Source organism: Roseivivax sp. GX 12232, from assembly GCF_021272185.1.
Taxonomy (GTDB): Bacteria; Pseudomonadota; Alphaproteobacteria; order Rhodobacterales; family Rhodobacteraceae; genus Roseivivax.
On record NZ_JAJSEC010000004.1, the window covers coordinates 371496 to 391785 of the forward strand.

The 20290-nt window shown below is 68.1% G+C and carries 13 protein-coding genes; 6 read left to right on the forward strand and 7 right to left on the reverse strand.

Translation table 11 applies throughout. The features are described from left to right. The first annotated feature begins 105 nt into the window (after positions 1 to 105). Positions 106 to 855, forward strand: a complete 750-nt coding sequence (radC, locus tag LR948_RS10100) for a DNA repair protein RadC (RefSeq protein ID WP_232753889.1) — start codon at positions 106 to 108, stop codon at positions 853 to 855. Here the strand turns inward: radC and LR948_RS10105 are convergent. The 3 genes from LR948_RS10105 to secA all read right to left on the reverse strand — a co-directional run bounded on the left by LR948_RS10105 (position 852) and on the right by secA (position 7609). Then, a complete protein-coding gene (locus tag LR948_RS10105; RefSeq protein ID WP_232753890.1) occupies positions 852 to 2384 on the reverse strand; it encodes a phosphate ABC transporter substrate-binding/OmpA family protein in 1533 nt (510 codons plus the stop codon). The two genes, radC and LR948_RS10105, sit on opposite strands and share 4 nt — an antisense overlap. 133 nt (positions 2385 to 2517) lie before the next feature. Beyond that, positions 2518 to 3792 (reverse strand): translocase, encoded by a 1275-nt coding sequence (locus LR948_RS10110; protein ID WP_232753891.1) that lies wholly within the window; start codon positions 3790 to 3792, stop codon positions 2518 to 2520. Between the two features lie 1081 nt (positions 3793 to 4873). Next, complete coding sequence (secA, locus tag LR948_RS10115; RefSeq protein WP_232753892.1) at positions 4874 to 7609, reverse strand: preprotein translocase subunit SecA; 2736 nt, start codon at positions 7607 to 7609, stop codon at positions 4874 to 4876. A 171-nt stretch (positions 7610 to 7780) separates the two neighbouring features. On the opposite strand from secA, the gene LR948_RS10120 reads away from it, so the two are divergent. The 4 genes from LR948_RS10120 to LR948_RS10135 all read left to right on the forward strand — a co-directional run bounded on the left by LR948_RS10120 (position 7781) and on the right by LR948_RS10135 (position 11599). Beyond that, positions 7781 to 8683 (forward strand): peptidylprolyl isomerase, encoded by a 903-nt coding sequence (locus LR948_RS10120; protein WP_232753893.1) that lies wholly within the window; start codon positions 7781 to 7783, stop codon positions 8681 to 8683. A 1-nt stretch (position 8684) separates the two neighbouring features. Further along, entirely contained in the window at positions 8685 to 9920 is a 1236-nt protein-coding gene (gene argJ / locus LR948_RS10125) for a bifunctional glutamate N-acetyltransferase/amino-acid acetyltransferase ArgJ (RefSeq protein WP_232753894.1), read from the forward strand. A gap of 70 nt (positions 9921 to 9990) precedes the next feature. Next, positions 9991 to 10389: an 8-oxo-dGTP diphosphatase MutT gene (gene mutT / locus LR948_RS10130; RefSeq protein WP_232753895.1), complete on the forward strand. Its 399-nt coding sequence runs from the start codon at positions 9991 to 9993 to the stop codon at positions 10387 to 10389. 391 nt (positions 10390 to 10780) lie between these two features. Continuing rightward, a complete protein-coding gene (locus tag LR948_RS10135; protein WP_232753906.1) occupies positions 10781 to 11599 on the forward strand; it encodes a hypothetical protein in 819 nt (272 codons plus the stop codon). A gap of 75 nt (positions 11600 to 11674) precedes the next feature. Here the strand turns inward: LR948_RS10135 and infB are convergent, their stop codons facing one another. From infB to rimP, 4 genes are read right to left on the reverse strand one after another with little or no spacing between them, the layout of a single operon-like run. Beyond that, positions 11675 to 14188 carry a translation initiation factor IF-2 gene (infB, locus tag LR948_RS10140; protein WP_232753896.1) on the reverse strand — a complete coding sequence of 838 codons (2514 nt, stop codon included), beginning with the start codon at positions 14186 to 14188 and terminating at the stop codon, positions 11675 to 11677. Continuing rightward, complete coding sequence (locus LR948_RS10145; RefSeq protein ID WP_232753897.1) at positions 14185 to 14832, reverse strand: RNA-binding protein; 648 nt, start codon at positions 14830 to 14832, stop codon at positions 14185 to 14187. The genes infB and LR948_RS10145 overlap by 4 nt, the downstream gene beginning before the upstream one ends. Before the next feature lie 7 nt (positions 14833 to 14839). Next, a complete protein-coding gene (gene nusA, locus LR948_RS10150; protein WP_232753898.1) occupies positions 14840 to 16492 on the reverse strand; it encodes a transcription termination factor NusA in 1653 nt (550 codons plus the stop codon). Positions 16493 to 16498: 6 nt separating this feature from the next. Beyond that, positions 16499 to 17068 carry a ribosome maturation factor RimP gene (gene rimP / locus LR948_RS10155; RefSeq protein WP_232753899.1) on the reverse strand — a complete coding sequence of 190 codons (570 nt, stop codon included), beginning with the start codon at positions 17066 to 17068 and terminating at the stop codon, positions 16499 to 16501. A 1104-nt stretch (positions 17069 to 18172) separates the two neighbouring features. On the opposite strand from rimP, the gene LR948_RS10160 reads away from it, so the two are divergent. Further along, positions 18173 to 19552, forward strand: coding sequence for an NAD-dependent succinate-semialdehyde dehydrogenase (locus LR948_RS10160; RefSeq protein WP_232753900.1), 1380 nt, complete (start codon positions 18173 to 18175; stop codon positions 19550 to 19552). The last annotated feature ends 738 nt before the right edge of the window (positions 19553 to 20290 follow it).

Genomic DNA, 20290 nt, shown 5'->3' on the forward strand with positions numbered 1-20290 from the left:
CCGCTAGAATTCCCCGAAAGGTGTGAAGAAAGGGTTAAGAGGCTGCAAAAATATTCTGCAGCGCCGTTAATCCCGCTTTAACCCGCCGCGCGGCAGCCTGCGGGTATGTTCATACGCGGATTTTCAGAAGCGCAGGGCCAGCTGTTCGACACCCCGTCGCGGGATGCGGGCGGCCCGGTTTTGCCCTCTTACCTGCGCGACCACCGGCAACGGTTGCGCGACCGCTTCCTCTCGGGCGGGGCCGAGGCGGTGCCGGATTACGAGCTTCTTGAGCTGGTCCTATTCCGGGCGATTCCGCGCCGCGATGTGAAACCTCTTGCGCGCCGCCTGATCGAGACGTTCGGAGACTACGGCCAGGTCCTGGCGGCCCCCGCGACCCGCCTGGCCGAGGTCGAGGGCGTCGGCCCCGCCGTGATCTGCGAGCTCAAGGTCATCGAGGCCGCAGCGCAGCGCCTGGCCCGCGCGCGGGTGATCAACCGGCCGGTGGTCTCGAGCTGGCAGGCGCTTTTGGACTATTGCCGGACCGCGCTCGCCAACCGCGAGGTCGAGGAGTTTCGCCTGCTGTTCCTCGACCGCAAGAACGTATTGATCGCCGACGAAGCCCAGGCGCGCGGCACGGTCGACCATGTGCCGGTCTACCCGCGTGAGGTGATCAAACGCGCGCTGGAGCTGAACGCCTCGGCCCTGATCCTGGTGCACAACCATCCATCCGGCGACGCCGCGCCGTCCGAGGCCGACATCGCGATGACACAGCAGGTTGCCGCGGTGGCCGAGGTCATGGGCGTGGTCCTGCATGACCACCTGGTGATCGGCAAGAAGGGGGCGCTCAGCTTCCGGGCGGAGGGGCTGATCTAATGCAGCCAGACCTCGACCCGCCGATTCGCACCACGGCCCCATTGGGTGTCGTCGCAGGCCATGGGCATGGCCTCGCCGAAGGCTTCGGTGGCGATCTCGATCCGTTCCAGCTCGGCGGCATCCGCCTCGGCCAGCACCGCGTCGCGGACCGCCTCGGCGCGCTTGCGCGCGATGGCAAGGTTGGCGGCAGCCGGGCCGGCGCCATCGGAAAAGCCCGCAAAAAGCAGACGGCGGTTGTCGAAGACCCCGGCCTCGATGTCGGCGGCGAGGTTTTGCACGTTGGCGCGGCTTTGCGCGTCGAGACGCGCAGACCCGGGCTCAAAACGAAAGGATGTGGTCAATCGATTGAGCGGAGCAAGTTCCGCCTGAAGCCGCTTCAAGGCAGAAAGGCCTTCGGGCCCTTCAGCCACAGCTATTGCATTTGCGAGACGCGCGCCCTGGTCCGAGATCGGCACTTCCTCGGGGGCCTGGTCGGTGAAGCCGACTCGCCGGATCACGTTCTGGGCCGGGGCCGAGGCGGTATAGGCGATGAAATCCCGTCCGATCTTCGGCAGGCGCCTGGCCGGCAGATACAGGAAGAGCGGCGCGGTCAGGGGCCAGTCCTCGGTCTTGATGGTGCGCCGCCCGGCGTCGAGGGTGAAGCCGCAAGGGCCGGTCAGGGCGAGGCGCTTGGCGAGACCCGTCTCGGAATGGCTGGCGATACCGAGACCGAACGGATCGACGGCCAGGGCGGCGGCCAGCGCATCTTGGCTCTCGTGGCGGATGACCGCGCCATCGGAAGCCTCGGGCAGAGGGCGACCAAGGCGCGCCTCGATCGATTGGGCCAGCCCCGATCGGGGTGCGGGCAGATGCAACACGACCGGCGCGTCCGGTCCGCCAAGTGCCGTCCAATTGGCGATCTTGCCGGACAGGACCGCGCTCAGGCCCGACAGCGAAATCTGATCGACCGGGTTGCCCGGGGCGACCACGGGCACCATGGCGTCGAGCGCGAGCACGCGGGACCATTTCGCCTGGGTCAGATCGCCCAGGCCTGCCTCGCGCGCCTGGGCCGCTTCGCGCGGGGTGATCTCGCGCAGCGCCATGACCATGTCGGCTTCATCCGCCAGAAGATCCGCGAAGCCCTCGTCCGTGTAGGTGCTGTAGATGCGGAAACGTGCGGCGGGGGCGCCGCTGGTCTCGTCGATGAGGCGGTAGAGGGTCACACGGGGCCCCAGGGCCGCGCGCTCCGTGCGGTAGCCTTCGCGCAGGGCGAATCCTTCGATCAGGGCGGGCAGCAACACGCGGCCAATGGTGGCGGAGCCGGAGAAACGCAGCTCGGCGACGAAGTTCGTGAGGGATGGGCAAGCGATCCCGTCGCAGGAGACGCCGGAGGCATCGACGGTCAACTCGCCGTATTCCGAGCGGATTCGGTAGTATTCGCCGTCAAAGCCCAGAAGCGTGCCGGACAGCGAGACGCCGCCGTCCTGCGAGCGCAGGGTCACATCTTCGGCGCTGGCTTGAGACACGGCCAGCAGCAGGGCCGCGGCCATCAGGGCGGCGCGGGTAGCGCATCGGGCGGCAAGTCTGCGGATGAGAAAAATGGTGCCCCCCAAGGTCGCCAGGATTTGCCCGCGCGACTTTTCCCGGAGGACCGCGGAATTTCAATAGGCGCCGATGGCGGGATCAGCGGGCCGCGACCTCGATGTCGCGAACCAGCGCGTCGAGTACCAGGAAATCGCCGACAGCATCGCAGGCCGGAACGGACAGCCGCAGGTCACGGACCGAGAGCTCCGCCCCGACGCGGCGTTCCAGGGTCTGGGCTTCCACATCGGCGCTGCAGTTGTTGGTGGTGACCTCGGCCTCGACGGAAATGGCCACATCGGCGGGCTCGCGCACCATGCCGGCGGGGAAGGAATAGATCTCGGCGAGAAGTGGCTCGGGGGCTCCCGCATCGCCCAGCCGGACGAGGAAACCGCCTTCGCCGCGGGCGGCGGTGGCGACCTCGCCGGGCGCGCCGCTCCAGATGTGGCCGGGGGCGAAATATTCGGCCCCGCCTTCACGGGCGTGCAGGCCCAGGCCCGCATCGCCGCGCCACTGCAGGGCGACGCGGTCGTAGAAGCTCAGGGAGGAGACCTCGGTCTGCGCGACGGCCCCGGCGCCACCCGCGAAGGAGAAGATGAAGACCGCGGTCTCGGACAGCGCGGGCACCTCGAGCGACAGGCTGCCGTCGGGCTTGGTGGTGGCGGTGAACATGAGGCCGCTGTGGTGCAGGGTGACGCGTTCGGCGCCGTGGCAGGGAGCCTCGAGTGTGAGGGAGACCATGGCGGCGGCGCTGGTCTCGGCGCGGGCCTGGATGGCGCATTCGGCGCCGTCCCTGGTGCCATTGCCGGTCGCGGAGGCGGCGCCGACGGTGGCGCTTCGCTCGGAGCCAAGCGCGGGCGACGCCGCGCTGTCGCGGGGCAGGAGGCGGCCTTCGAAGTTGGGCTGCGCGTTGGAGGCGAGTGTGGTCTCGCCGGCTGCGGTCGCGCTTGTGGCGGTGGGGTCTGGCTGGGCGCCCTTGGCGGTGAAGCCCGCGTTGGCGCCGGTTGCGGCGGGGGCGCCGAGAGCAACGAGCGTGTCGGGGGATGCCTTGAGTGTGTCCTGGGATGCTTGAAGCGGGCCGCCTGACGCGTTGACCCCACGGTCGGATGCCGCGAGCGAGTTGCCAGGCGCGCCGGGGGCCACGAGCGAGGCCCCTGCAGTTCCGCCGCCGCCAGAGCCGGTGAGCAGCGAGGAGCCGGATGTGCCAAAACCGGTCGCGGAGGCGCCGGCGGGGGCGGCGGTGTCGGTGATGCCGCTGACCGCGATGGGGTCGGAGGAGGTGCCGAGGCCGGGAAGGCCGAATTGCATCACGTAGCCGATGGCGAAGGCCGAGGCGACAGTGCCGGCTGCGAGCGCATAGGTTTTTGAAAGGGCCATGGAAGCCTCCGTCACGCGGGTTGTGTCAGGCAAAATCCTGGTGGGCAAAGGTGTCAACCTTGGGGCGCAGGCTGGGTGAGGCTTGGGCGTTTCCGGGGCGGCGACAATGGCGTGGAGGTTGGAAACGATGGCGGGGAGGAATGTCTAATTGGGGCTTGATTGGGCTCTAGCCCTGGCAAAGCGTGGGATGGGCAGGCGGTTGGCTGGGTGCCCGCTTGGGCGGCGTGACGGAGTTCTGGGCGCGCTCGGGTGGCCGCTGAAATCGGGGTGTCGACCCGGCCGGGCGCCCTTCAGGGCTTCCATTCTTCGAGTCGCTCGACCCCAAGCTGCTCGTCCCAAGCGCCGCGCCAGCTTGTCGAAACAGGGTTTGAGTTGCGGCCCCCTTGTTGGATCAACGTCCGGATGCATTTTCGGAGACCGGAGACCGGAGACCGGAGACCGGAGACCGGAGACCGGAGACCGGAGACCGGAGACCGGAGACCGGAGACCGGAGACCGGAGACCGGAGACCGGAGACCGGAGACCGGAGACCGGAGACCGAAGCCTGCGGTCTTATGTCGATAGCCTGCCGAGCGCCCTGTGCCACGGGACTTGCCTGCCTCGGGGCCATCCCTCGGGTCAACTGTCGTGCAAGAGATCAGCCCTTGGACGAGCTCTCTGCGATCCCAGCCCCCGGACCATGCCCTGCCGGTGAGGTCAAACCTCGGGCCAATCACGCCTTGAGAGCCCAACCTTTGTCCCTAGTCGACGCCAAAGGACCGCAAGGGACGGGCAGCAATACTAGCGCCTCCCAGTACTCAGCCCTCAGAGCAGACGCTGAGCATTGAGCCCCTTCAGACCAGCCGCTGAGTGCTGAGTCTCTTCAGGCCAGCCGCAGAGTGTTGAGTCCCTTCAGACCAGCCGCTGAGTCCGAGCCCCCCTCAGGCCAATCCCGGAGCGCCCGGCATCCAGACCAGCCGCCGAGCCCGAGCCCGTCAGGCCAGTCCCGGAGCACCCAGCCGCCAGACCAGCCACCGAGCACCCAGCTCACAGACCGGCCCCGAGACCAATCCCCCAAGCCAGCCCCGCCAAACACCCAGCCCTCAGGCCAGCCGCCCGTGGCAGTGCTTGAACTTCTGCCCGGAGCCGCAGGGGCAGGGGGCGTTGCGGCCGGGGTTGCCCCAGGTGCTCTCGTCGGTCTCGTCGAAGCCCTCGACCAGCGGTTCGCGGGCGGCGACGGCGGGGCCGGCGGCCTCGCTTTCGGGGTTGGTCGCACCCGCCGGCGCCTGGGCCGCGGCGGCCTGGGCCTGGGACTGCTGGCGGCGCAGCTGTTCGACCAGCTGCTGGCGCTGCTCCTCGCTCATCGGCTGGATCTGGCAGAGCTTTTGGGTCACATCCGCGCGCAGGCTCTCGAGCATCGACTCGAAGAGCTGGAAGGCCTCGGTCTTGTATTCGTTCAGCGGGTCGCGCTGGGCGTAGCCGCGGAACCCCACCACCGAGCGCAGATGCTCCAGCGTCAGGAGATGCTCGCGCCACTTGGCGTCTATGGTCTGCAGCAGCACCTGCTTCTCGATCTGGCGCAGCGCGTCGGAGCCGAAGGCCTCGGCCTTCTCGGCCATGAGCTTGTCGGAGGCCTCGGCGATGCGCTCGCGCAGGATTTCCTGGTCGACGCCGTCCTCCTCGGCCCAGTCGGCGACCGGCAGGGCGATGTTGAGCGAGGATTTGATCGCGGCGTCGAGCCCCTCGACGTTCCACTGGTCGGCGTAGCTCTTGGGCGGGGCATAGGTGTCGACGAGATCGTCGATGACCTCCTCGCGCATGTCCTCGGTGACCTCGGTCAGGTCATCGGCTTCCATGATCTCGCGGCGCTGGCCGAAGATCACCTTGCGCTGGTCGTTCATCACGTCGTCGAACTTCAACAGCTGCTTGCGGATGTCGAAGTTGCGGCCCTCGACCTTGGACTGGGCGCGTTCCAGCGACTTGTTCACCCAAGGGTGCACGATCGCCTCGCCTTCCTTCATGCCCAGCGAGGACAGCACCTTGTCGAGCCGCTCGGAGCCGAAGATCCGCATCAGGTCGTCGTCGAGCGACAGGAAGAAGGAAGAGCGCCCCGGGTCGCCCTGGCGGCCCGACCGGCCGCGCAGCTGGTTGTCGATGCGGCGGCTCTCGTGGCGCTCGGTGGCCAGCACAAACAGACCGCCGGCCTCCTTCACCCGGGCCTCGGCCTCGGATTGCGCCGCCTCGATGCGGGCGCGGATTTCCTCGGGGTTGCCGTTGGGCTCGGCGTCGAGCGCCTGCTGCACCTTCATCTCGAAGTTGCCGCCCAGTTTGATGTCGGTGCCGCGGCCGGCCATGTTGGTGGCGATGGTCACCGCGCCGGGCAGGCCGGCGTCGCCGACGATCTGGGCTTCCTGCTCGTGCTGGCGGGCGTTCAGCACGTTGTGCTTCAGCCCGGCCTTCTCGAGCAGCGAAGACAGCATCTCGGACTTGTCGATCGAGGTGGTGCCGACGAGGACCGGCTGGCCCTTCTCGTGGGCGAGGCGGATCTCCTCGACGATGGCGGCGAATTTCTCCTCGGCGGTGCGATAGACCTTGTCGTCCTCGTCGACGCGCGCGATCGGCTTGTTGGTCGGCACTTCGACCACGCCCAGGCCGTAGATCTCGGCAAATTCCTCGGCCTCGGTGGAGGCCGTGCCGGTCATGCCCGAGAGCTTTTCGTAAAGCCGGAAGTAGTTCTGGAAGGTGACCGAGGCGAGGGTCACGTTCTCGGGCTGGATCTGGCAGCCCTCCTTGGCCTCGATGGCCTGGTGCAGACCCTCGGAGAGACGCCGCCCGGGCATCATCCGGCCGGTGAACTCGTCGATCAGCACGACCTCGCCGTCGCGGACGATGTATTCCTTGTCCTTCTGGTAGAGCTTGTGCGCGCGCAGGCCCTGGCTCAGATGGTGCACCACGGTGGTGCTTTCGGGGTCGTAAAGCGTCTGGCCCTCGGGCAGGAGGCCCGCCTCGACCAGCCGGCTTTCCAGGAACTCGTTGCCCGCGTCGGTGAAGGAGACGCTGCGGGTCTTCTCGTCGAGCTCGAAGTGTTCCTCGGTCAGCTCGGGGATCAGCACGTCGATGCCCTGGTAGAGGTTCGAGCGGTCATCCGCGGGGCCCGAGATGATCAGCGGCGTGCGCGCTTCGTCGATCAGGATCGAGTCCACCTCGTCGACGATCGCGAAGTAATGGCCGCGCTGATACATCTGGTTCAGCTCGGACTTCATGTTGTCGCGCAGGTAGTCGAAGCCCAGCTCGTTGTTCGTGGCGTAGGTGATGTCGCACTGGTAGGCGTCGCGCTTCTCGTCCTCGGGCTGGCGCGGGTAGACCACGCCGGTGGTCAGGCCGAGCGCCCCGTAGACCTTGCCCATCCAGTCCGCGTCGCGGCGGGCGAGGTAGTCGTTCACGGTGACGATATGCACGCCCTTGCCGGTCAGCGCGTTGAGATAGGCCGGGAAGGTCGCGACCAGGGTCTTGCCCTCGCCGGTCTTCATTTCCGAGATGTTGCCCTGGTGCAGGAAGATCCCGCCCATGAGCTGCACGTCGAAGGCGCGCAGGCCCAGCGTGCGCTTGGCCGCCTCGCGGCAGTTGGCGAAGGCCTCGGGCAGGATCGCGTCGAGGCTCTCGCCCTCGCTGATGCGGCTTTTCAGCTCTTCGGTCTTGGCCTTGAGGCCGGCGTCGTCCAGGGCCTCGAACTCGGGCTCGAGCGCGTTGATCCTCTCGACCGCAGGGCGGGTCGCCTTGATCTTCCGGTCGTTCGGCGTTCCGAAGACCTTTTTCGCGAGTGTTCCGAACCCCAGCATACGCTCTCTTCCGCCTGTCACCATCTCGTGTGCCGGCATCTGCTTGCCCGTCCTGCACCGAGCCCATAGACAAACGGGGGAAAGACCGGCTGCACAGAGCCACGAGGCGATGTAAGGGTCGGCCAACAGAGTGTCAACGCTGCCCGCCCGTGGTGGCAGAAAGAGGTCCCTATGCCCCGACTGAGCCTGAAACTCACCGCTGCCGCGCTGGCGCTCTGCGCCGCGGGTCCGGCATGGTCGCAAGAGGACGGCGCAGCCAGTGAAACCCCGGCCGAGAGCGGCGCCGCCGCGCTGCCCGACGGCGGTCTGTCGACCGTGGTCGCCTCGGTCAACGGCACCGAGATCACGTTGGGTCACATGCTGATGGTGCGCGCGGGTCTGCCCGAGCAGTACCAGCAGCTGCCGGCCAATGTGCTCTTCGAAGGCATCCTCGACCAGCTCGTGCAGCAGGAGGTTCTGGCCCAGTCCGACGCCGCCCGCGAGACCGAGGGCGCGCGCATCACGCTCGAGAACGAGCGCCGGGCGCTCCTGGCCTCCGAGGCGGTCGCGGCGCTGTCGCAGGACGCGGTTTCCGACGAGGACCTGCGCGCCGCCTATGACGAGCGTTTCGCCGAATTCGAAGGCGAGACCCAGTACAACGCCGCGCATATCCTGGTCGAGACCGAGGAAGAGGCCCAGGCGGTCAAGGACGAGCTCGACGGCGGCGCAGATTTCGCGACGCTGGCGCAGGAACGCTCCACCGGGCCCTCGGGCTCGAACGGCGGCGATCTCGGCTGGTTCTCCGCCGGGCAGATGGTCGCCCCCTTCCAGGAAGCGGTCGAGACGCTCGAGCCCGGCGCGGTCTCCGGCCCCGTCGAGACCCAGTTCGGCTGGCATATCGTCAAGCTGAACGAGACCCGCCAGCAGGAGGCGCCGAGCTTCGAGGAAGCCCGCCCGCAGCTCCAGCAGCAGCTCAGCCAGCAGGCCGTGGAAGCCGCGATCCAGGGCCTCGTCGACGAGGCCGAGGTCGCCCGTCCGGGTGCCGATCTCGACCCCTCCGTCCTTGACCGGACGGACCTCCTGACGGAGGGCTGACATGGCCAAGATCACCGGCCGCTCGCCGCTTGCCCCCGAGGCCTTTCCGGCGCTGCCGGTGATCAAGGGCGTCCGCTTCGCCACCACGGCGGCGGGCGTCCGCTACGCCGGGCGCGTGGACGTCATGCTGGCGCATCTCGCCCCCGGCTCGACGCTCGCCGGCGTCTTCACCCGCTCGGCCACCCGCGCCGCGCCGGTGCTGGATGGTCAGGCCAAGATCGGCCTCGACCCCAAAGAGGGCGACGGTGCCGCGATCCTGGTCAATTCCGGCAATGCCAATGCCTTCACCGGCCGCGCCGGCATCGAGGCGGTCCGCGCCGTGACCGAGGCGGTCTCGGGCGCTATGGACCTGCCCGAGGCGCGGGTCTTCATGTCCTCGACCGGGGTCATCGGCGAGCCGCTGCCGCACGCCCGGATCACCGCCAAGATCGAGGAACTGGTCTGCGGGCTCTCCGAGGAGGGCATCGCCGAGGCCGCCGAGGCGATCCGCACCACCGACACCTTCCCAAAAGGCGCCTCGGCCGAGATCGAGATCGACGGCCGCCCGGTGCGCATCGCCGGCATCGCCAAGGGCTCGGGCATGATTGCGCCCGACATGGCGACCATGCTGGTCTATATCTTCACCGACGCCGCGATCGACCGCGAGGACCTTCAGGCGCTGGTCTCGGGCATCAACGCGCGGACCTTCAACAACATCACCGTGGACAGCGACACCTCGACCTCGGACACGCTTTTGATGGGCGCGACCGGGGCCTCGGGCGTGCGCGTGGACCGCGGCACCGGAGCTTTCGCCGAGGCGCTCGAGGGCGTCTTCCTCGACCTCGCGCATCAGGTCGTGCGGGACGGCGAGGGGGCGACGAAATTTGTCACCGTCTCGGTCACCGGGGCGGCCTCGGAGGCGGATGCCCGCACCCATGCGCTGGCCATCGCCAATTCGCCCTTGGTGAAGACCGCCATCGCCGGCGAGGACCCGAACTGGGGCCGGGTGGTCATGGCGATCGGCAAGTCCGGCGCCGCCGCCGACCGCGACCTCCTGTCGATCCGCTTCGGCGAGGTGCGCGTCGCCGAGAAGGGCTGGGTCAGCCCCGACTACCGCGAGGAGATGGGCGCCGCCGTGATGAAGGAGCCGGAAATCGAGATCGGCGTGGACCTGGGCCTCGGCGAGGGAAGCGCCACGGTCTGGACCTGCGACCTGACCCACGGCTACATCTCGATCAACGCCGATTACCGGTCGTGAGCGTGGCGCTTCGCGATACGGCCCCGGCGCTGCCGGTGGGACTGGGCTTGGGCAAAGGCCGGGGGCGCGCATGAAGACCGTGCTTGTCTCCGCCGTCGCCCTGATCGACCCCGAGGGCCGGGTGCTCCTGGCCCAGCGGCCCGAGGGCAAGTCCATGGCCGGTCTCTGGGAGTTTCCCGGCGGCAAGGTCGAGCCGGGCGAGACCCCCGAGGCCGCGCTGATCCGCGAGCTGCACGAGGAGCTGGGCATCGACACCTGGGAAAGCTGCCTCGCGCCGCTGACCTTCGCCTCGCACAGCTACGAGAGCTTCCACCTGCTGATGCCGCTCTTCGCCTGCCGCAAGTGGCAGGGCATCCCGACCCCGCGCGAGGGGCAGGTGCTGAAATGGGCCCATGCGCGGGATCTTTCGAACTATCCGATGCCGCCCGCCGACGTGCCGATCATCCCGATCCTGCGCGACTGGCTCTGAGCGCGGACGGTCGGGGCGATCCCGGTTTCCGGGAGTGCGAAGGCGCATTTGCGTATTTGGGGTGATTCTTTTTCGGGAAAGGCCGGATTTGGCCGCCGGTCGCGAAAGCGAATTTTTCTTTTACGCCGCATCAGTGGGTTAGGCGGTTTCTTCGCCGAACTCTCGCGGAATCTCACGTCACATTTGGAACTTTTTTCGCGTTTTTGCGTGCACGCATCCCGGTGCCTGAACCCGGTCAAATCACCAATTTGTTGAGCCGCTGATTCCGTCGACTCGCCAATAGCTTGCATGGATTGTGGCGAAGGTTGGGCGAAATTGCCCAAAAATCGTAATTCTGCCTCGCCCTCATTCTCCCGCGCCCCGGAGGCGCGTGCATTGAATGGAGGCTTTCATGAACTTCACTCGAATTTCTTCTCTGGCACTGGCCGCGGCCCTCGCGGCGACGCCCGCGCTCGCCACGGATATCTCGGCCTCGGTGGGCCTCGGCGGGGATGACGGCATCTCGGCCGATGTCGACGCCTCGATCGGCGGCGGCTCCGGCGTGGACGCCGATGCCGATGTCTCGGTCGGCGGCAGTTCGGGCGCGGATGCGGATGCCGATGTCTCCGTGGGCGGAGGCTCGGGCGTGGATGCGGACGCCGATGTCTCGGTCGGCGGCGGCTCGGGCGTGGATGCGGATGCCGACGTCTCGGTCGGCGGATCGAGCGGCGGCGGCTCCGGTGGCGGCTCTGGCGGGGGATCCGGTGGGGGCTCGGGTGGTTCCGGCGGCTCCGGTGGCGGTTCTGGCGGCGGCTCCGGTGGTGGCACCGGGGGCTCTGGTGGCGGCTCCGGCGGGGGCACGGGGGGCTCCGGCGGTGGCACCGGCACGGGCGGCACGGACGACGGCACCGGCCCCGGCGGACAGACCGACCAGTCGGCCGCGGCCAATGCCAACAGCGGCGCGGGCGCCTTCGGGGGCGGCGGAGACGAGCCGCCGACGCGGCAGATCCTCGGCACCCAGCTCTTCTCCTCGGACGGGGAGCGGATCGGCACCGTGGTCTCGCTTCAGGAGCGCACCGAAGAGGGCCTCCTGATCCGGGTCGAGCTGAACCCCGGGCTCGGGGTCGATCGCAACAGCGTGCTGTTCCGCATGGGCCGCAACGCGCAATGGGGCCGCGACATCACGCTCGACATGACCGCCTTCCGCTTCCTGCGGGCGATCCAGTCGTAACCGCCCGACAAAGAAAAACCCCGGCCGGTCGCAGGGACCGGCCGGGGCTTTGACTGTCGCATCCCGAAAGGGACGTCAGAGCGAGCGCTCGACCTCTTCGCGGGTGAAGATCTCGATCACGTCGTTCTTGCGGATGTCGTCGTAGTTCTCGAAGGCCATGCCGCACTCCTGGCCGGATTGCACCTCGGCAACCTCGTCCTTGAAGCGCTTCAGCGTCTTCAGCGTGCCCTCGTGGATCACCACGTCGTCGCGCAGGAGGCGCACCCCTGCGGACCGGCGGGCGATGCCCTCGGTCACGAGGCAGCCGGCGACAGTGCCGACACCCGAGACGCGGAAGGTCTCGAGGATCTGCGCGTAGCCGATGAAGTTCTCGCGGATCTCGTTCGACAAGAGGCCCGAGGCCGCCGCCTTCACGTCGTCCACGAGGTCGTAGATCACGCTGTAGTAGCGCAGCTCCACGCCCTTCTGGTTGGCGCTGTTGCGGGCCGAGGTATTGGCCCGGACGTTGAAGCCCAGGATCGGCGCGTTCGAGGCTTCCGCGAGACCCACGTCGGTCTCGGTGATGGCGCCCACACCGTAGTGCAGCACGCGCACGCGCACCTCGTCGTTGCCGACCTTCTCGAGCGCCTGGACGATGGCCTCGGCAGAGCCCTGCACGTCGGCCTTCACCAGCACCGGCAGCTCGGAGACGTTCTCGTCGTCCTTGGCCTTCTGCATCAGCGCCTCGAGGGTGGTCGCGGCACCGGCTGCGGCGCGCTTGTCCTTCGAGACCTGCTGGCGGTACTCGGCGATCTCGCGGGCCTGCGCCTCGGTCGAGACGACGTTCAACACGTCGCCCGCCTCGGGCGTGCCGTTGAGGCCCAGGACCTCGACCGGAACCGAGGGCCCGGCTTCCTTCACGCGCTTGCCCTGATCGTTCTCCATGGCGCGCACCTTGCCCCACTGCTCGCCGACGACGAAGATGTCGCCTTGGCGCAGGGTGCCGGTCTGCACGAGCACGGTGGCCACGGGGCCGCGGCCCACGTCGAGCTGTGCCTCGATCACCGCGCCCATGGCGGGACGATCGGGGTTGGCGTTCAGCTCGAGCAGTTCGGACTGCAGCGCGATGGCCTCGAGCAGGTTGTCGAGCCCGGCGCCGGAGATCGCGGAGACCTCCACGTCCTGCACCTCGCCCGACATCTCCTCGACGATGACCTCGTGCTGAAGCAGATCGGTGCGGACCTTGGTCGGGTTCGCCTCGGGCTTGTCGCACTTGTTGATCGCCACGATCATCGGGACGTTGGCCGCCTTGGCGTGATTGATCGCCTCCACGGTCTGCGGCATCACCGCGTCATCCGCGGCCACGACCAGCACCACGATGTCGGTCACCTGCGCGCCACGCGAGCGCATCGAGGTGAAGGCCGCGTGGCCCGGGGTGTCGAGGAAGGTCAGCGTGCGGCCCGTCGAGGGATCGTCCACCTGGTAGGCACCGATGTGCTGGGTGATGCCGCCGGCCTCGCCCGACACGACCTTGGTCTTCCGAATCGCGTCCAGAAGCGAGGTCTTGCCGTGGTCGACGTGACCCATGATCGTGATGATCGGGGCGCGCGGCTGCAGGTCCTCGGGCTTGTCGTCGGTCTGTTCGAGCACCTGTTCGACGTCCGAGTCGGAGACCCGGGTGACGCTGTGGCCGAACTCTTCGATGATGAGCTCCGCGGTATCGGCGTCGATCGACTGGTTCTGCGTCGCCATGACGCCGTTCTGCATCAGCGCCTTGACCACGTCGCCCACGCGCTCGGACATGCGGTTCGCCAGTTCGGCGACGGTGATCGCCTCGGGCAGCTGCACGTCGCGCATGACCTTCTCGCGCGGCTGGGGCTGGCCCATCGCCTTCTGGCGGGCCCGCTCCTGCTTGCGCTTCATCGCGGCCATGGACTTCTGACGGCCGCCTTCGCCACCGGCCAGCGCCTGGTTGACGGTCAGCTTGCCGGAGCGGCGGCCGCCGTCACGCGCCTTGGGCGCGCGGCCACGGTCGTCGTCGCGGCCCGCGGGACGGCGCGTTTCCTTGCCCTGGGGCTTGCCGCCGCCACGGTTGGGCTGGGCCGCCTCGGCTGCCGCCGGGGCCTGGGGCGCGGATTTCGCACGTTCGGCCGCCTCGGCGTCCTCGCGCTTCTTGCGCTCCTCGTCCTCGGCCTTCTGGCGGGCCCGTTCCTCGGCCTCGCGCTGTTCGCGCTCTTTCTGTTCCTTCTCGGCGCGCAGGCGCTCGCGCTCTTCGGCGCGGGCCTTTTCCTCGGCCTCGCGCTTGGCGGTCTCTTCCGCCTCGCGTGCCTTGGCGGCCTGCAGCGCCTTCAGGCGGCGCTCCATTTCCGCGTCGGAGATGCCGGCAGGACGCTTCGCCGAAGCGGCGGCCTTCTGCGCGGCCGTTTTCTCGCCGCCGCCGGAGGATTTCGACGCAGAGGCGCCGCCGCCGGATTTCGGCACCACGACGCGCTTGCGCTTGGTCTCCACCACGACGTTCTTGGTGCGTCCGTGGCTGAAGCTCTGCTTCACAGATCCCGAACGGGGACCGCCGCGTACACCCAAAGTCTTCTTGCCGTCGTTTTCGCTCATGAAGCTCTCTTATCCTTTCCGGCGGCCCCTGCCGCCGCGTCCTGCGCCACGCCCATGGCGCGCATACCCTTCAAACGTCGGGCATCCTCTACAACACGATTCGTGAGACCGCCAGCGCCCAGCGCGGCGTGTATCACTTTATCACGGCCGAAGGCCCGACCCAGTTCGGAGGCAGCGAGCCATCCGATATAGGTCCCGTAGTGCGGGGTCGAGAGTTTCGACTTGCCCCGCTGAGAGCCGTCCTCGGCCTGGATCAGGACCTCGGCTTCTTCCTTTTGAAGCAGGTCCTTGACCTTTTCGTAGCCGGCGACCGCCAGGCCCGATTTCCGCGCCAGGCTGACCAGGTTGATCACCCGGTCGGCCAGGAGAGACTCGACCTGATCGGCCAGATCCGCGGGCACGGATACCTTGGCCTTGGCGGCGCGGGCAAAGAGATTCTTGCCCGTCGCCTTCTCGATCGCCGCGCGGCTGGCCGTCACCCAGATGCCGCGGCCCGGCAGTTTGCCGGCGATATCCGGCACGATCTGGGCCTCGGGACCGACCACGAAGCGGATCAGCCCTTCGGCGGGGCGCACCTCGCCCGAGGCGATGCAGCGCCGGTCCGGCCCGGTCTCACGGTCCTTTATGCGGCCTCCGCGCGTCACGTGTGGCTCATGCCTCCTCGGTCACTTGCGGGTCGTCGCCGGCCTCGCCGTCGTCACCGCCCTCGGCGTCCTCGCCTTCGGCGGTCTCGTCTTCCTCGAGCTCGGTCGGGTCGACCCAGCCGAGCAGGACGCGCGCGGTCATCACCATGTTCTGCGCTTCCTCGAGGCTCACCTCGAAGGGCTCCAGCAGGCCGTCGTCCTTGACGCGCTGGCCGTCGACGGTGGTCCAGCCCCCGGCCAGCTCCCAGTCGGCGCAGGTGGCGAAATCCTCGAGCGTCTTGATGTCGTCCTTGGCGAGCGCCTCGACCATCTGGGGTGTCAGGCCCTCGAATTCAATGAGGCTCTCCTCGGCACCGAGCGCCTTGGCGCGCTCCAGCGCCTCGGCGGCCTGCGCCTCGAGCACGTCGCGGGCACGGGCCTGCAGCTCCTCGGCGGTCTCCTCGTCGACGCCGTCGATCACCGTCAGCTCGTCGAGGTCGACATAGGCCACCTCCTCGAGGTTGGTGAAGCCTTCCGAGACCAGGAGCTGGGCGAAGAACTCGTCGAGGTCCAGCGTGTCCACGAAGAGCTTGGTGCGCTCCTCGAATTCCTTCTGGCGGCGCGCCGATTCCTCTTCCTCGGTCATGATGTCGATGTCGAGGGCGGTCAGCTGCGAGGCGAGGCGCACGTTCTGGCCGCGCCGGCCGATGGCCAGGCTGAGCTGCTCGTCGGGCACCACGACCTCGATGCGCTCGGCGTCCTCGTCGAGGACCACCTTGGAGACCTCGGCGGGCTGCAGCGCGTTGACGAGGAAGGTCGGGACATCCTCGTTCCACGGGATGATGTCGATCTTCTCGCCCTGCAGCTCGTTCACCACGGCCTGCACGCGGGAGCCCCGCATGCCGACGCAGGCGCCGACCGGGTCGATCGAACCGTCATAGGAGATCACGGCGATCTTGGCGCGGCTGCCCGGGTCGCGGGCCACGGCCTTGATCTCGATGATGCCGTCGTAGATTTCCGGCACTTCCATCTTGAAGAGCTCGGCCATGAACTCGGGCGCGGTGCGCGACAGGAAGATCTGCGGGCCGCGGGTCTCGCGGCGCACGTCCTTGATGTAGCAGCGGATGCGGTCGTTCGGGCGGTAGGCCTCGCGGCCGATCTTCTCGTTGCGGCGCAGGATGCCCTCGCCGCGGCCGATGTCGACGATGACGTTGCCGTATTCCTCGCGCTTGACGACACCGTTGATGATGGTGCCGGCGCGATCCTTGAACTCCTCGAACTGGCGGTCGCGCTCGGCCTCGCGGACCTTCTGCAGGATCACCTGCTTGGCCGATTGCGCGGCGATCCGGCCCAGTTCGACCGGCGGGACTTCCTCGACGAACTGGTCGCCGATCTTGGGGTCCTCGAGATACTGCTTGGCCTGTTCGACGGTGAACTCGGCCTGGTAGTTCTCGAGCTCTTCCTCCTCGACCACGGTGCGCACGCGGGTGAAGGTCGCCCGGCCGGTGCGGCGGTCGATCTTGACGCGGATGTCCATCTCGGCGCCGTAGCGCGACTTCGCGGCCCGGGCGAGGCTTTCCTCCATCGCCTCGACCACGAGCGCGGGGTCGATCATCTTCTCGCGCGCCACCGCTTCGGCGGTCTGCAGAAGCTCGAGCTGGTTGGCGGATGTGATGGCCATCTCTTGTTACTCCTCGCTTTGGCCGTCCTCGGCCTCGATATCGTCGTATTGGGTTTCGTCGAGGCCTTGCGCCTTGCGGGCCTTCAGCATCTCGCGGATCAGCTCGTCGGTCAGCACCAGCTTGGCGTCGGCGAGCCAGTCGAACTCGAGCCCCACGGTGCCCTCGTCGATATTGACCAGCACCTCGGAGCCCTCGACCCCGGCCAGGACGCCCTTGAAGCGCTTGCGGCCGTCGATCAGCTCATGGGTCTCGAGCTTGGCCTCGTAGCCCTCGAAGGTCTCGAAGTCCTTCAGACGGGTCAGCGGCCGGTCGATGCCGGGCGAGGAGACCTCGAGCGTATAGGCATCGAGGATCGGGTCCTCGACGTCGAAGACCGCCGAGAGCGCGGTCGAGATCTCGGCGCATTCGTCGACCTCGATGCCGCCCTCGGCGCGTTCGGCCATGACCTGCAGGAGCGGGGACTTGCCCCCCTGCAGGCGCACGCGGACAAGTTCGAATCCCATGTCCTCGATCACCGGGCGGGCGATCTCGGCGATGCGCTGGTCCATGGATGTCTTTGCGATCAGGTCGGTCATGTGACCCCAAGGCTGTGCGGTTGTCTGTGGCGGAAACAAAAAAACGGGCCCGCGGCCCGTCACTTGGTTCCGGTGGAGCACCGGGTGTGGACCCCAGCGCGCCGCTGTTGAAAGGCATATACGCAGCGCGGCGTGAGTCTGCAAGTGCTTTGCGCGTGGCGGGAGGGGGAGGTGTGAGGCTGGAGGTGCGTTGCGATTGGGGACTTCACCCCGTCTCTGGTCCGGGTTTCATGCGACCTTCCGGGCGCGTGGACTTCACCCCGCACCCACGCAGGCTCCCACCGACTCCTCACGCCAATAACCCCGCGCACTCCCTTGCGCCCGAACAGCACCGAAGGTGCCGGGCGCGCGCCGGACCGGCCCTATGGGCCGGCGCTCCTTGGGCTGGCGTGATTAGCTCACGGCGAGCAATGACCTTGCTGGGATAAAGCGCATAGCCCGGATGTCAGCAGCGCCGGCCCCCGGTCCGGCGCGCGCCCTCTGGCGTGAGGGGTGTCGATGGGGGCGGTCGCTCTTTGGTGAGTGAGGGGAGAAATCGGCAGCAGCGTCTGCGGCTTCATTGAAGGCACCGGGTCTAAAACTCTCACTGACATTCGTGGTCCCGCTTCCCGTCCCTCGCCCCTCTCGCACCCCCTTGCGCCCGAATAGCATCGAAGATGCCGGGCGCGCGCCGGACCGGCCCCTTGGGCCGGCGCTCCTTGGGATGGCGTGCCTAGCTCACAGTGCGCCCTGACCTTGCTGCCATAAAGTGCGCAGCCCAGAGATCAGCAGCGCCGGCCCCCGGTCCGGCGCGCCCTCTGATGTGAGGGGTGGAGATGTTGGCGGGCACTCTTGGGTGAGGGCGGGGGCGCCTTGGTGAGGGCCAGGGGGCGCCCGGCCCCACCTCGTGCCAGTCCACCGGGGGGTGCCGACGCACCGGGAGGGTCTTGCCGTGCCTCATCCGCCTCACCGCCCACCCGGGCGGTGCAATCCAGCCGGAGCCACGTCCGCCGTCCCCCCCACCCATCACCCTTCAGTCACGTCAGCGCGATGGGCATGGAAACATCCCGCCGGGTCCGCGTTCCTGCCTCTCCTTCGAACGACGCAACAAGAGCAGAGGACGCCATGAGCCGCGACATCGTGACCATCAACCCCGCCACCGAGGAAGAGATCGCCAGCTACGCCTATATGTCCGACGCCGAGGTCGAGACCGCGGTCGCGGCCTGCCACGAGGCCTTTCTCGACTGGCGCACGCGGCCGCTCGCCGACCGCGCCGAGATCGTCAACGCCATCGCCCAGGCGCTGCGCGACAACAAGGAGGACTTCGCCCGGCTCATGACCCGCGAGATGGGCAAGCTCCTGCAGGCGAGCCGCGACGAGATCGACGCCTGCGCGGCGATCTGCGACTTCACCGCCCAGCACGGCCCCGAGGAGCTCGCCGACGAGACCCGCGACATCCCGCAGGGCACCGGCCTCGTGCGCTACGCGCCGCTTGGCGTGATCTACGGCATCCAGCCCTGGAACTTCCCCTGCTACCAGGTGATCCGCTACGCCATCGCCAACCTCATGGCGGGCAACGGGGTGCTTCTGAAGCATGCCGAGAACACCACCGGCTCGGGCCTCTTCCTGCGCGACCTGATGGAGAAGGCGGGGCTGCCGAAGCATCTCTTCACCGTGCTCCTGATCGACCACGACCAGTCCGACCGGGTGATCGAGAACGACCTGGTGCGCGGCGTGACGCTGACCGGCTCGGACGTGGCGGGCCGCAAGGTCGGCCAGAAGGCCGCCGAGCAGATCAAGAAATCGGTGCTGGAGCTGGGTTCGAACGACGCCTACCTGGTGCTCGACGAGGCCGACCTCGATCTCGCGGTGAAGACCTGCGTGGTGGGCCGGACCTACAACAACGGCCAGACCTGCGTGAACGCCAAGCGCTTCATCGTGACCGAGAAGAACTACGACGCCTTTGTCGAGAAGTTCGCCGAGAAGATGGGCCGGCTCGAGATGGGCGACCCGACCGAGGAGGGCACGCGGCTTGGTCCGCTCGCCCGCGAGGACCTGCGCGACACGCTGGCCTCCCAGGTCGACAAGAGCGTCGAGAAGGGCGCCCGCGTGCTGGTCGGCGGCGAGACCCCCGAGGGCAAGGGCGCCTTCTACCCTGCCACCGTGCTGGTCGACGTGAAGCCCGGCCAGCCGGCCTATGACGACGAGCTCTTCGGCCCGGTCGCCTCGGTCATCAAGGCGCGCGACGACGAGGACGCCATGCGGATCGCCAACGACAGCCGTTACGGCCTTGGCGGCGGCATCTTCTGCAAGGATGAGGCGCATGCCCGCGAGCTGGCCGCGACGCATTTCGACACCGGCATGGTCTGCGTGAACGGCTTCAACGCCGCGGTGCCGAACATGCCCTTCGGTGGGGTGAAGAACTCCGGCTACGGCCGCGAGCACGGCGGCTTCGGGATGAAGGAATTCGTCAATATCAAGTCGGTCTACGTGCACCAGCAGTGAGGCTGGATTTGCCGCTCCCGGGGCTCCGGGGGCGGCTTTTTTGTGAGTGACGGGTGCTTTGAAGTGATGATCTGTTTGTGCCGATGTCCCGGCAGGACCTGCTGCGAGGAGGCGGCTGAGTAAGAAGTGCGAGCCGAGCGTATTGCGCGGATGCGGGTGTGTTGGTGGCGCGAGCCAGGCGTTTCGCGCGGACGCGGGTCTGTCAGAAGTCGGGCCGTCGGGGCTGCACGGTCGGACTTGCACGCGGCACAACCGGGTTCAATTCAGGCGCAGCACGCGAGCGCCCCCGTCCTCGGCCCCGACCGCGCTGTCGCCAAAAAGGCACGCCACCCTGCGGCTCCGCGCCAACTCCCAAAAAACAAAATCACACCCAACACCCACCCAAAACACTCCCCTCCAAACCGCCGCTTCTTGCGCCCGAATAGCACCGTAGGTGCCGGGCGCGCGCCGGACCGGCCCGATGGGCCGGCGCTCCTTGGGATCGCGTGCTTAGTTCGCCCCTAGTCCTGACCTTGCTGCCATAAAGCGCCTCGCTCAGAGGGCAGCAGCGCCGGCCCCCGGTCCGGCGCGCGCCCTCTGGTGTGCTGGAGGAGAGGGCGAAGGGGCGTGTGGCCGCGGTCAGAGCGCAACCCTTGCCTTTGGCTTGCACGCTCGACCGCCGCGACACCAGCTTTCACGGGAGACGGGAGACGGGAGACGGGAGACGGGAGACGGGAGACGGGAGACGGGAGACGGGAG